The sequence below is a fragment of the Streptomyces sp. genome (assembly GCF_035644915.1).
In the GTDB taxonomy this organism is placed as follows: Bacteria; Actinomycetota; Actinomycetes; order Streptomycetales; family Streptomycetaceae; genus Streptomyces.
In genome coordinates this window covers 1-12,498 of record NZ_DASQNP010000062.1, presented here as the reverse complement: position 1 = coordinate 12,498, position 12,498 = coordinate 1, and the positions used below count along the sequence as shown (strand labels likewise).

Below are 12,498 nucleotides of genomic sequence, written 5' to 3'. Positions count from 1 at the left end.
CCCGCACCCACGCCGTCCACCGCGAATCACACGTCTGGCCCGCCGGGTCCGCGCTGTGAAGGCGGCACCACAGGCACCGGGCCGGGGTCGGGAGGAGCACCACGGTGGGGAGGACGGCGGCGCCTGCGGCCCGGCCCGCCCCGGCGGCCGTGGTGGTGCCGCCGGGCCGGGATCCTCGCCGCGTGTCACCGGTCCGGCAGCTCGTGCCGGAGTACCCGCGTAGCCGTGCCCGCTGAGGGCTGCGTGCCCTTCCGACGCCGCCGGCCGGCACCGGCGTTCGCGGGCGAAGCGTGCGCGGCCGGGTGCCGGACGGGCCGCCCGGCACCCGGCCGCGCGGGGATCAGTAGAGGTGGACCACCTCCAGGTTCGGGGAGGACAGGATGTCCTTCTCGCAGAATCGCCCGGTCACCCATCTGCCTTCGGAGTACATCCGGGTCTGGTCGGCGTAATGCGGTGAGGCCGGGTCGGAGGACTGTGAGTAGGTGAGCAGGGTGGCCGCCCTGGGGCAGGGATCCTCCTCGTCGTAGCCGACCACCTGTATGTAGCTGGATCCGGTACGCACGCCGACCATTCCCCTCCGGGGATCCCACTGCGGGTTGGTCAGGTTGAGCACGCCCAGCGCGTCCGGCGCGCCGGGCAGCGGAATGCGTTCTTCGCCGCGCGGCTCGCGCTGGTACCGGCCCAGTTCCGCGTCGAGCGGTATGCCGGCGGCGTGCAGTTCGGCCGCGGCATCGCCGAAGGCCCGCTGGACCGCCGGGTTCGCGGTGTTCAGCGAGCGCGGAGTGGCGATCGGGTCCCGCGGGTCGAAGGGGGTGTTCCACAGGGTGCCGGTGATCTTCCCGAGCCGGATGCCGAAGCGCTGGAACAGCAGCGACCCCCGGCTGTCCAGCGTGTACCTGTGGTCCCAGGAGGCCAGTGCCCCGCACGCCCGGCCGACGTCGACCGGCCCCTGGGAGGAGGGCGCCATGCCGTCGGGGAAGGCGGCACACATCCGGGCGGTGTCGGCCGCGGCGAGTACGGCGAGCCTGCTGCGGCCGGCGAGGAGCATGTCCTGCACGGACTCGCGGGTGAAACCGGCGAAGTCCTCCCCCGACAGGGCCTCCTCGACGGTGGCCAGCGCCTCGCGGGTCCGCATGCTGCGTGGGGTGCCGGTGTCGCCGATGATGCGCGGGTGGCCGGTCAGCGGGGCCCTCGGGTTGGCCAGCCAGGGGCTGTCGTTGGAGTTCAGCACGTAGTCGCGGCGCTTGAGCACCGCCATGCGGCCGGGGCCGAGCATCCCGGGCTCCAGCGCGTCCGGATCGCTCCCCCAGCGACAGGACGAGACGGATCCGTCCAGGACGGAGACCCCGGAGGCCTGGAACAGCGTCCGGCCCAGCGGGGTGTTGCAGCGCGCCGCCAGTTCGTCGGTGACGTGCGGAACGGCCTGGATGTTGGCGTAGAGGGCGTCGCCGTACCGGTCGGTGGCCATGGTGTTGACCCAGGGGGCGCCCAGGGTGGTCGCCAGCACCTGCCGCACCTCGTCGGTGTCGTCCGCCGTGGCGATGCCGAACCAGGTGTCGAGGGCGCGCATGTTGGTGGCGTTGACGTCCCGCAGGGCGTAGCCGGACTCCCCGGTCCAGGGCAGGGGCGTTCCGGTCACGGAGGTCAGCATGGGGCCGTACACGGTTTCGTAGAAGGTCCTGGTCTCCCAGTGCAGTTCACCGTCGGCGCCCTTGAACCGCACCCGCACCGTCCGGCTGGTCATCTCCTTGCGCTCACCGTCCACCAGGTAGCTGGTCGGGGAGCCGGGGACCAGTTTCACCTCGTACAGGCCGATGGTCTGGGCGGTGGACAGGCTGTGCGTCCAGGCCACGTTCTCGTTGTGGCCCTTCTGGAGGAGAGGGGTGCCGAGCAGCCCCGCACCGGACACGTCGAGTTCGCCGGGAACGGTCAGGTGGGTCTGCCAGAACCGGCCGGCGCCGCGCCAGGGGAAGTGCGGGTTGCCCATCAGCACGCTGCTCCCCTCCGCCACCGCGTCCGCGCCGAGGGCGATGCCGTTGCTGCCCAGCTCCCCGTCGCCGCGGGTGGCGCGGAACCCGGCCGCGAGGCGTCCGGCGGCCTCGGCGTCGGTCACGGCCGGCCCGCTCGCGCCGGCCGGCTTCGCCGCGGTGATGCCGTCGGCCAGCGCCCCCTGTCCCGACAGGGTGGTCAGCGCGTAGGTGACCCTGTACACGTCGGTCTCGGTGATCCGGCGGACCCATGCGGCACCGCGGCACCTGGGGTCGGTGAGGTTGTCCCGGCCGATCCGGGTGAGGTAGCGGTTGAAGCCCTCGGCGTAGCCGCTGGCCATCTCCCTGACCTCCGGCCGCGGACCGTGCGGCGCCGGCCGGGCGGCCAGCCGCTCCACGACCCCGGAGTCGATGATCCGCTGGAAGTACAGGTCGCTGTCGAGGTTGCTGCTCGCGTAGCTGAGAGTGGAGTTCCCCGCTCCTCCCGGCCCGAAGTGGCGGGAGCGCTCCGCGCCGACGGTCAGGAAGATGTCGGCGAGTTCGCAGATGTTGTCCCGTGCCACCGCGTAGCCGTATCCGTAGCCCAGGTCCCTGAAGTTGTCCGCGAGGATGTGCGGGATGCCGTGTTCGGTGTACCGGAGCGTCGCCCTGCTGCCGTGGGCGCCGTCGGCCGCGGCAGTCGTGTCCACCGGCCCGGCCAGCAGTGTCCCGGCCACCAGCGTGCCCAGGAAGGCTCTGGTCGCGGAGCGCAGCGGGCGTGCCCGATGGCGACTTTGGCGCATTGTGTTCAGCCCTCCCTGATGCCTTCCCACGCGCTGTGGAGAAGCGGAGCGGTGTGTGCTAGGCGGTGGCGCCACGGTCTGCGAGGTAGGCCGACGACTCGGACCGCCACAGGAACGCGACCGCCGCCAGCCCGGCGACGTGGGGCAGCGCCCAGGTGACGGTGACCAGGGCCGGGAAGGGCTCGGTGAAGTGGACGACCGTGATGGCGATCCCGGCGGCGAGGAGGGCCGGCGCCGCCGGGCGCACCCACTTCCTGCCCGCACGGCTCGTCCGGGCCAGCAGCAGCCAGCCGACCGCCTGGACCGTGCCGACGGTGAAGAGCCAGGTGAGGGTGATCGACTCGATCTCCTCGATGCGGTTGGCGCTGTAATCCGGCCAGGCGTCCGTCATCCGGGAGGCCAGGTTGCCGGAGGTCTCCTGGTTGAGGATGACGGCCAGGATGGTGATCGCGCTGAGGGCCGCAGCGGCGTACATCGCGATGACCGCCTTGCGGACGGCTGCGGGCCGGGCCTGCACCGGCGACTGTCCGGTGCGGTTGCGGTGGTCCGTCATGGGGGCTCCTTCGGTGGGGGCGGTTCGGAGACGCCGGATCATCCGGGGGATGCTGGTTCGACCAACTCGATGAGGATGCCCCCGACGTCCTTGGGGTGTACGAAGTTGATCCTCGTTCCGGCCGATCCGTCACGGGGCTTGTCGTAGAGCAGCCGGACGCCCCGGGCACGCAGTGTGTCGCAGGCGGCCTCCACGTCGCGGACGGTACAGGCCACTTGCTGCACGCCCGGTCCCGAGCGGTTGAGGAACGCGGCGATCGGGGAGTCCGGCGACAGGGGGGCCAGCAGTTGCAGGCAGCCGCCGGAGGGATCGGGGCCCACCGCCATCATCGCCTCGCGCACGCCCTGTTCGACGTTCTCCTCCTGGTGCAGGCAGCGCATGCCGAGCGTCCGCTCGTAGGTTTCGATCGCCTCGTCGAGGTCGGGGACCGCGATTCCGACGTGGTCCAGGCGCAACAGGCCGATGTCCCCGAGCGGTGGCGTGGCGACCGTGCCGTTCTCCGTTGCCGAATGACTCATGGTGCTGGCTCCTCGTCAGTCGATGACCGCGCCGTTGCCCGCGCGGTGTTCTCTGGTCCGGCGGTTGTCCAGGTGGACGAAGATTCTTTGCAGCCAGCGGTCCCGGCCGTCGTAGCGGGGCACGAACGGGGCGCGGCCGTGCATCAGGAGGCGGTTGTCGACGATGACCATCTCGCCCGTGTTGAGCCGCACCGACAGGGCCGTCTCGGCCACCACGGCGCGCATTCGCTCCAGCACCTGCCGGGCCTCGTCGTCCAGCGCCTTCGTCGCGTTGAAGTCCAGGCGGACGTCGGGGTCGTCCCAGCTGCCGACCAGCACCGGGTGGGCCGGCGTCGGAGCGCCGGTGCGGAAGGACGGCGGCGGGCTGGTCACGAAGCGCGCCTGGTGCAGCACCTTCTGGTCCGTCTCGCTCATGTGCGGCAGGACGTGCCGGATCGAGGAGACAAGCGTCCCGGCGTTCTGCTCGTGGTCGGGGCGCAGGCAGGTCAGGCCGACGTAGTCCGGCCGACAGGGGTGGAACACGTTCTCCACGTGGAACTCCAGCGGGGCGGAGCCGGCGTTGCTCTGCGATCTCTCCAGCCCGGGTACCGGGACCACGTTCTGCACCAGCGCCCCGCCCTTCTCCTGGCGGTAGGAGACGAGCTCACCGAGGTGCAGTCCGATCAGGACCGAGGCCGCGCTGTGCGGTGAGGCGGTCCGGTCCACCGACTCCGGGAGCCGGGGAGTCTCCGGCAGGGCTTCCGGGTCGATGGGAAGGCCGCTGACGAGCAGCGCTCCCCCGTCGTCGGGGTCGTGCCGGAAGCTGCGGATCGCCTCGGACAACCGGCGCGGCAGGTGGCACGTCAGATGCCGCGCCCGCGTCAGCCAGCGCGGGTCGTCCAGCAGGCCGGGGGGTGTGCGCACCAGTTGTTCGGCCAGGGCTCTGAGTTCGGTCTGCTCGGCCCGGGTGAGATCCAGGCGGCAGGTGCTCACCTCGGGTGCATCGGGTGCCGTGTCCTCGATGGTCATCGTTGTCCCTCCTTGGGTGCGCGGGTGCGCCGCGGCCCGGTATCAGGCGGGGTCGGGCAGCGCACGGGCGTTGACCTTGCCGTTGGCGGTCAGGGGAATGTGGTCGATCCGGACGAAACCCACGGGAACCATGTAGTCGGGCAGGGCGGATGCCAGGTACGCGCGGAGTCCCGGGCCGTCCAGGGTGCGGCCGTCGGCCGGTACCACGTAGGCGATGAGACGGAGGTCGCCCACCGCGTGCTCGCGTGGCACCACCACCGCGTCCCGGACGTCCGGGTGCCGGCCGAGGTTCGCCTCGATCTCGCCCAGTTCGACCCGGTAGCCACGGATCTTGACCTGGTTGTCGGTGCGGCCGAGGAAGTCCAGTGAGCCGTCGGGCAGCCAGCGGGCCAGGTCACCGGTGCGGTAGAGGCGGGCGCCGCGGGGGCCGTGGGGATCCGGCAGGAAGCGCTCGTCGGTCAGGTCGGGCCGGCCCAGGTAGCCCCTGGCCACCCCGGAGCCGCCGATGTAGACCTCGCCCGGAACACCGACCGGCACCGGTTCCAGGTCGTCGGTCAGCACGTACATGGTGGTGTTCGGGATGGGCCGGCCGAGCGGGACCAGCTCCGTGCCGGGAAGCGTTTCGATCACCTGGCCGGAGTTGCCGATGGTGATCTCGGTGGGCCCGTACTCGGTGGCGACCCCGGTGCCGTCGGGACCCGCGAGGCCGGTCCACCGGGCGGCCAGCGAGACGGGGAAGGAGTCCCCGGCGGCGATCACCAGGCCGGCGAGGCCGCGGGCCTCCTCGGCGGTGAGCTGGTGGGTGAGCAGGTCCAGGTGCCCGGGAGTCATCTTGATGAAGCTGTACGGGGCACCAGCGGCCAGGTGCCGGCCCAGGTCCGCGGTCTCGCAGGGGTCGGGCAGCAGGTGCACGCTCTGCCCGGTCATCAGCGGGGCGAAGAGGTTGGGGATGCCCAGGTCGAAGGAGATGGAGGAGAAGACCGGCGCGCCCCCGGTGCCCCGTCCCGCGTAGGCCTCCGCCGCCCACCGCAGGTAGTTCGCCAGTCCGCCGTGCTGGACCATCACCCCCTTGGGGACTCCGGTGGAGCCGGAGGTGTAGATGACGTAGGCGAGGTGGGAGGGCTCGATCTCCACGGGCACGGGCGAGGCGGGCTGGGCCGCGATCTTCTCGGCCTCCTCGTCCAGCAGCACCAGTGTCCCGGCGCCGGACTCCGCCAGGGCGGACCGGTGCTCCGAGGTGGTGACCACCGGCGGGCGGCCGGTCATGTGGAGCATCTGGCGTTTGCGTTCCGCCGGGAGGGAGGGGTCGAGCGGGAGGTGGCCTGCCCCGGCCTTCCAGACTCCGAGCAGCGCGGGCAGCAGGTCGGCCGGCCGTCCCAGGTGAACGCCCACCAGGGTGTCCGGTCCCGCGCCCAGGCCGGCCAGGTGGTGGGCGAGCTGGTCGGACCGCCGGTCCAGCTCCCGGTAGGTGAGGGCGGCGCCGGTCATCCGCACGGCCACCGCATCGGGGGTCTCCTGCGCCTGGGCCCGGATCAGTTCGACCACGGAGGCCGTGCCGCGGTCGGCCACCGGGCCCACCGCCCAGTCCCGGAGCACCAGCCGGCGCTCCTCGGGCGGCAGGCACGCGGCGGCGGCGTCCGCGCCGGGGTCGGCTGCCATCCCCTCCAGCACCAGCCGGTACATCCGGCCCAGGGTGTCCCGGTACGGCGGTGCGATGGTCTCCGGACACAGGGAGAGACGGATCCGGCCGTCCAGGACCACCACCTCCAGGGGGTGCTCGTCGAACCCCTGCCGGAGCACCAGGTCGGTGATCCCCCCGGCGCGGCTGGTGCCGTCCGCCGCGCCGGGAGCGGGCGGCAGACGGGACTCGAAGGAGGCGTGGACCGGCAGGCCGAGTGCCCCGTCGGCCCCGACGGGGACGTGCCGGTGCTCCCGGACCGTTCCCTCCGCCCGGTGGGCCCGCACCACCAGGTCGCGCCAGGTGCCGGCCGGTCTCGCCATGGCCAGGGGCAGCGTGACGCGGTGGAGCGGATCCTCGGCGTCCTCCTCCCCCGCTCCCTGCCCGCCGCCCGGCCCGCACACCACGTGGGAGTAGCAGGAGGGTTCCGGGGTGAGCATGCTCAGCACCTTCAGGTGGGCCGCCAGCAGCACCGTCCGCAGCGGGACGCCGGCGTCGGCCGCGAGCGCCGACAGGCGGCCGGTGAGGTCGGAGAAGTCCACCGTCCGCTCCGCACGCCCTTCGGCCGCCGCCGCGCCGCCCCAGGCCCGGGGCAGGGTGAAGGGCGCGTTGTCCCTGATCACCCCACGCCAGTAGGCGCGGCCGGAGCGGTCGAGCAGCCGTTCGCGCTCCGCTGCCACCCAGGGCGCGTACCGGGTCACCGGACCGCTCGCCGGCCGCTGCCCGGCCAGCACCCGACGGTAGTCGTCCATGATCCGCGCCAGCACCGCGTCCGCCCCGACGACCTGGGAGAGCATGCGCGGCAGGGCGAGGAGCAGGACCCATTCCCGGTCCTCCAGCACGGCGTCGAGGCGCAGCAGCGGGGCGGCGAGCAGGTCGAAGGAGGCGGTCCGCGAGGCATCGAGCAGCGCGGCGGACGCCCGCCGCCGTTCGTCGTCCTCCAGGCCCCGGTGGTCGTGCTCGGTCACCGGCACCGCGGCCCGGGCGTGCAGCCGCTGCAGGGGTTCGGGGCAGCCGGTGACATCGACGGTGACGCGCAGCACCTCGTGCCGGTGGAGGACGGCACCGGCCGCGGTGCGCAGGGCGTCCGCCGAGTAGGGCAGCCTGCTGACGCGGCATCCCGCGATCCGGGGCGCACCCGGGTCGGGGACGTGCTGCAGCAGGACGGTCTGGGCGTGGGTGAGCGGAAACGCGTCCACGACGTCGTCCGGCAGCCGCCCGCGGCTGTTCCGGCTCACGAGCGTGAAGGGTTCAGCGGCTTGTCCTGGCATGGTCGGCTCCTACGGGGTGGCGGAGAAACGCCGGGAGAGGGTGTTCCCGATGTCGGTCAGGAGGGCGTCCGTCGAGGTGTGGAGGAAGAAGTGGTCCCCGGGGTACAGCAGCAGCCGGGAGCCCTCGCTGGTCTGACGGCGCCACCCGTGCAGGGACGGGAGCCTGACGGTCGGGTCCGCCGTCCCGCCCAGAACCGTGATCGGCACGGCGAGCGGCGGTTCGTCGCGGTACTCGTAGGTCTCCAGGACGGAGAAGTCCGCCCGCAGGGTGGGGAGCATGAGTTCCATGAGTTCCGCGTTGTCCAGCAGTTCCCCGGGAGTGCCGTTGAGGAGCCGCAGCTCGCTGCGCACCTCCTCGTCCGTGGCGGCGTGCAGCTCCGGGCGGGTGCGCGGTACGTCGGGGGAGGCGCCGCCGGACACGAAGAGGTGGACCGGCTGTGGAAGCCCGCGTGCGCGCAGGGCCCTGGCCAGTTCGAAGGCGATCAGGGCGCCCATGCTGTGCCCGAAGAGTGCGAAGGGCCGGTCCAGGACGTCCTCAAGGGCGTCGGTCAGGGCTCTGACGAGCGGTCTGAGCCTGGTGAAGGGCGCCTCGTTGATCCGCCTGCCGCGGCCGGGCAGCTCCAACGGGCAGATGTGCAGCCCGGGAGGCGACGCGGCCGTCCACCCCCGGTAGGCGGCGGCACCGCCGCCCGCGTAGGGCAGGCAGAACAGCCGCACCGAAGCCGGTGTGTCCATGTCCTGACCGGCCAGCCACCTAGTGCGCACCGGGAACCTCCTCCTGCCGCATCCGGCCGTAGTCCAGGCGGACCAGCCGGTCCGCCACGTGGAAGAACTGGTCGTCGTGGCTGATCACCACGACCGCCTTGCCGCAGTCCCTGAGCTCGGTGAGGATCTCCGTGTAGAAGAACTCCTTGAACACCGGATCCTGGTCGGCCGCCCATTCGTCGAAGACGTAGAAGGACCGGTCCGCGAGGTAGGCGGTCAGGAGGGCGAGCCGTTTGCGCTGTCCCTGGGACAGCGCGGTCGTGGAGAACCGGTCGCCCTCGATGGAGACCTTGTGGTCCAGTTGCAGGCGCCGCAGGTACTCACGGGCCTTCTCCGTGCGGTCCCGGTCGGGAAGGCCGGCCAGGGTGTCGAAGAGGTGGAAGTCGGAGAAGACGGCGGAGAAGAGCTGCCGGTAGGCGTCGCGGCCGGCGTCGGTGACGGGCACGCCGTCCACCGCCACCGTCCCCGTCTCAGGCGGGTACAGGCCGGTCAGCAGCTTGGCGAGGGTCGTCTTGCCGCTTCCGTTGCCGCCGACGACGAACAGCACCTCGCCCCGGCGGAAGGTGAAGTCCACCGGCCCGAAGGTGAACTCCTCCCCGGCGGGCCCGGCGTAGGCGTGGGTGACACCGCGGAACTCGACGCACTTCCAGCCGGCCGGCTCGTCGGCGGGGCCGGCCCGGCGCTCCGGCTCGGCGGACTCCAGGTACCGCAGTCTCTCCTCGATCGTGCCCAGGGCGACCGACGCGCGGCCGAGCGCGGGCACCCAGTTGAGCACACCGCTCAGGCTGGACACCAGGAACAGCAGCACCAGGACGCTGTCCGCCAGTGCCCTGTCCGGGATCGCGGAGTAGGCCGGGAAGGCGAACAGCAGCACCCCGACGAGGCAGAAGAAGACGGCCTGGCCGCTGCCCGCGGCACCCTCGAACACCGACAGCCCCAGGACGCTGCGGCGCCGGTAGGAGTCGGCGGTCTCGTCCAGGGCGTCGCCGACGAGCGCGGCGCGGCGCGCCCGGTCGAGCTTGAGTTCCTTGACGCCCTCGGTGAGTCCCCGGAAGTGCTCGAAGAGGCGGTCCTGGTCCTCGCGGGCCGCCCGCAGGTACCGGCTGCCGCGGACGGCGAGGAACCGGTAGACGGCGACGCCGGCCACCGTGGTCACCAGGGTGACCAGGGCCACGGCGGGCGAGACGGCCACCAGGTAGACCAGACTCACGACGACGAAGGCCGCGCTGGAGCACACCAGGGGCAGACCGGGAAGGGCGTCCGCGATCACCACCACGTCGTCCGCCAGGGCCGAGTACAGGCGAGGGGTGCCGATCTTCTCCACCCTGCGCAGCGGCGCGTCCACGATCGCGTCCGCCAGTCTGCGGCGCAGGGACTGGATGACCTTCTGGGAGAGCCGGAACAGCATGCTCTGGGAGAGGAAACGAGTGGCGACGGTGACGAGGCAGATGCCGGCGAACGTCCACACCAGTGACGCCGGGGCGGCGCCGGCCCGGCCGAGCGCCGTGTTGACCACGGCGATGAAAACGGCACCTGCGGCACCGCTGGCAATGCCGGAGAGGACGGCGAACAGGAAAGGGCGCCGCGAGAACCGCAGCAGGTAGAGGAACATCGCCATGTCAGTCACGGTCCTGACCGGTTTCGGCGGGCGCGGCGCCGGCGGCCGGGCCGTACGGTTCCCGCAGACGGCACCGCAACTCCCCGACATCACGGTCCGGATCGGCGGTGATCAGGTCGAGGAGGTACGGCCAGCGGCGCATCATCGCCGCCACCGCCCGGGCGTCGACGCGCTTCAGCGCGTACAGCCACATGCCGCGCAGCTCACCGGCGTCGTCCTCGCGCATGATGAGGGCCAGGTCGACCGCGGAGGGCTCGAAGTCGGACACCACCTCGGAGAAGACGTAGTCGCTGCCGAGGCCGAGGTCCATCGGTGCCACCCGCAGGCCCGGCAGGTCCAGCGCGGGCAGCGTGGCGTTGAGCAGGTTGAAGGTGATCCCGGTGGGGTCGTGGCCCGGCTCGACGACGCCGTCCAGCGCCCACAGCGGGGCGCTCTGGTGCGCGTAGGCGGCGAGCGTGCGGTCCCGGACCCGGCCGACGAGTTCGCGGAAGGTCGGGGAGCCCGAGAGGTCCGCACGCACCAGGAGGTGGTTGACGAAGTAGCCGATCAGATGCTCGGTCTCGGGCCGTTCCCGGCCCGCCACGGGGAAGTCCACCGGGACGTCGTCGCTGCCCGAGTAGGCGGACAGCAGCACTCCGTAGGCCGCCAGCAGCACCATGAAGAGGGTGGCGCCCTCCTCCCGGCCCACCCCCTTCAGGGACTCGGTGACGGGGGCGCCCAGGACGAAGCCCCGCGTGGCGCCCGTCGCCACCTCGGCGGCCTGGTGCGCGGGCGCGGTGAAGCGCAGGGTGAGGGGCAGGCCGCGCAACTGGTCGCGCCAGTACGCCATGTGCTCCTCCAGTGCCCCTTCGGCCAGTTGCCGCTGCTGCCAGGCGGCGAAGTCGGGGAAGGACAGGGGGAGTTCCGGCAGTCCCGGCTCGCGCCCGGCCGTGTGGGCCGTGTAGAGCTCCCGCAGTTCGCCGAAGAGCACGCCGTAGGACCAGTTGTCGGTGACCAGGTGGTGCATCACCTGGACCAGTACGTGCTCGTCGTCCGCCAGCCGTATCAGCGTGGCGCGCACCGGCTGTTCCTCCGCGATGCGGAAGGGGCGGTTCTGTTCCTCGGCGACGATCCTGCGCAGCTCCTCGTCGCGGGTGGCCCCGTCGCGGTCGCGCAGGTCGACGCCGACCAGCGGCCAGCCGGGGTCCGCGGCGATCCGCTGGACCGGCGGCTGCCCGGGGCGGCTGACGAAACGGGCGCGCAGCGCGTCGTGACGTGCCACGATCGCGTCCAGGCTCCGGCGCAGCGCGTCCTCGTCGAGGTCGCCGGTGAGGCGGAGCACCGTGGTGGCGTTGTGGAAGGCGTCCTCGGCGTCGACCGGCTGGTGGAGGCAGAGTTCCTCCTGGGCGAAGGACAGCGGGACGCCCGCGCCGCGGTCGGTGGTGGGGATGGCATCGGGTGCGGTCTCCCCGGCCGCCTTCCGCTCGGCGATCCAGGCCGCCATCCGGGCCACGGTGGGCTTGTCGAACAGCTCCCGCAGGGGCACGTGGAGGCCGTGTGCCGAGCTCAGGCGCGCGGCCAGCCTGGTCATCAGCAGTGAGTGGCCGCCGAGGTCGAAGAAGTCGTCGTGGACGCCGACCTCCCGCACGCCCAGGATCTCCCGCCAGGCCGCGGCGACCTGCTGTTCCAGTTCGTCGCGGGGCTCCACCCGGGCCGGCCCGGGCGTGGCGGTCGCGGGTTCCGGGGCGGGCAGGGCGGCCGTGTCCGTCCGGCCTTCGGGGGTCAGCGGCAGCTCGGGCAGGACGACGAAGGCGGAGGGCACCATGTACTCCGGCAGCCGCTCCCCGGCGTACGCCGCCAGATCGTCGGGGTCGGGCCCGGTGGTGCCGTCGCGGCCCACGTAGGCGACCAGCCGCGGATCACCGGTCTCCTGTCCGGCGGCGGAGGCGACGACGGCTCCCCGGACCCGTTCGTGCCCGGCCATGACGGCCGCGACCTCGGCCGGTTCGACCCGGTGGCCGCGTATGCGCACCTGCCGGCCCAGGCGGCCGAGGAACTCCACCGCCCCGTCCTCGCGGAGGCGGGCCAGGTCACCGGTCCGGTACAGCCGGGCGCCGGGGTCGAAGGGGTCCTCCACGAACCGTTCGGCGGTCAGCTCCGGGCGGTCCAGGTAGCCGCGGGCCAGGCCCGCGCCGCCGATGTGCAGCTCGCCGGGGACGCCCACCGGCACCGGCTGCAGGTGCCGGTCCAGCACCAGGATCCTGGTGTTGGCGATGGGACGCCCGATCGGCACCGGTCCGGGCCCGTCACCGGGCCGGCACTGCCAGGCCGTGACGTC

General features: G+C 72.7%; 8 protein-coding genes. All 8 read right to left on the bottom strand.

All coding sequences use genetic code 11. From position 1 onward, the window contains the following. Positions 1-340: 340 nt before the first annotated feature. Positions 341-2,770, bottom strand: coding sequence for a penicillin acylase family protein (locus VE546_RS06375; RefSeq protein WP_324919437.1), 2,430 nt, complete (start codon positions 2,768-2,770; stop codon positions 341-343). 58 nt (positions 2,771-2,828) lie between these two features. Beyond that, a complete protein-coding gene (locus VE546_RS06370; RefSeq protein ID WP_324919435.1) occupies positions 2,829-3,323 on the bottom strand; it encodes a hypothetical protein in 495 nt (164 codons plus the stop codon). A gap of 38 nt (positions 3,324-3,361) precedes the next feature. Further along, positions 3,362-3,841, bottom strand: coding sequence for a methylmalonyl-CoA epimerase (gene mce / locus VE546_RS06365; RefSeq protein ID WP_324919432.1), 480 nt, complete (start codon positions 3,839-3,841; stop codon positions 3,362-3,364). Between the two features lie 15 nt (positions 3,842-3,856). Then, on the bottom strand, positions 3,857-4,849 hold the full coding sequence (locus VE546_RS06360) for a TauD/TfdA family dioxygenase (RefSeq protein WP_324919430.1): 993 nt from the start codon (positions 4,847-4,849) through the stop codon (positions 3,857-3,859). A gap of 42 nt (positions 4,850-4,891) precedes the next feature. After that, positions 4,892-7,765, bottom strand: a complete 2,874-nt coding sequence (locus VE546_RS06355) for an amino acid adenylation domain-containing protein (protein WP_324919428.1) — start codon at positions 7,763-7,765, stop codon at positions 4,892-4,894. A 42-nt stretch (positions 7,766-7,807) separates the two neighbouring features. Beyond that, complete coding sequence (locus VE546_RS06350; protein WP_324919426.1) at positions 7,808-8,533, bottom strand: thioesterase II family protein; 726 nt, start codon at positions 8,531-8,533, stop codon at positions 7,808-7,810. Positions 8,534-8,552: 19 nt separating this feature from the next. Further along, positions 8,553-10,181, bottom strand: coding sequence for a cyclic peptide export ABC transporter (locus tag VE546_RS06345; protein WP_324919424.1), 1,629 nt, complete (start codon positions 10,179-10,181; stop codon positions 8,553-8,555). A 1-nt stretch (position 10,182) separates the two neighbouring features. Beyond that, on the bottom strand, positions 10,183-12,498 hold a 2,316-nt coding region (locus VE546_RS06340), incomplete at its 5' end, for a condensation domain-containing protein (protein WP_324919422.1).

Bases quoted from the DNA above. Each gene is read 5' to 3' on its own strand.
- VE546_RS06375 (WP_324919437.1), bottom strand. From the start codon at position 2,770: ATGCGCCAAAGTCGCCATCGGGCACGCCCGCTGCGCTCCGCGACCAGA.
- VE546_RS06370 (WP_324919435.1), bottom strand. From the start codon at position 3,323: ATGACGGACCACCGCAACCGCACCGGACAGTCGCCGGTGCAGGCCCGG.
- mce (WP_324919432.1), bottom strand. From the start codon at position 3,841: ATGAGTCATTCGGCAACGGAGAACGGCACGGTCGCCACGCCACCGCTC.
- VE546_RS06360 (WP_324919430.1), bottom strand. From the start codon at position 4,849: ATGACCATCGAGGACACGGCACCCGATGCACCCGAGGTGAGCACCTGC.
- VE546_RS06350 (WP_324919426.1), bottom strand. From the start codon at position 8,533: ATGGACACACCGGCTTCGGTGCGGCTGTTCTGCCTGCCCTACGCGGGC.
- VE546_RS06345 (WP_324919424.1), bottom strand. From the start codon at position 10,181: ATGGCGATGTTCCTCTACCTGCTGCGGTTCTCGCGGCGCCCTTTCCTG.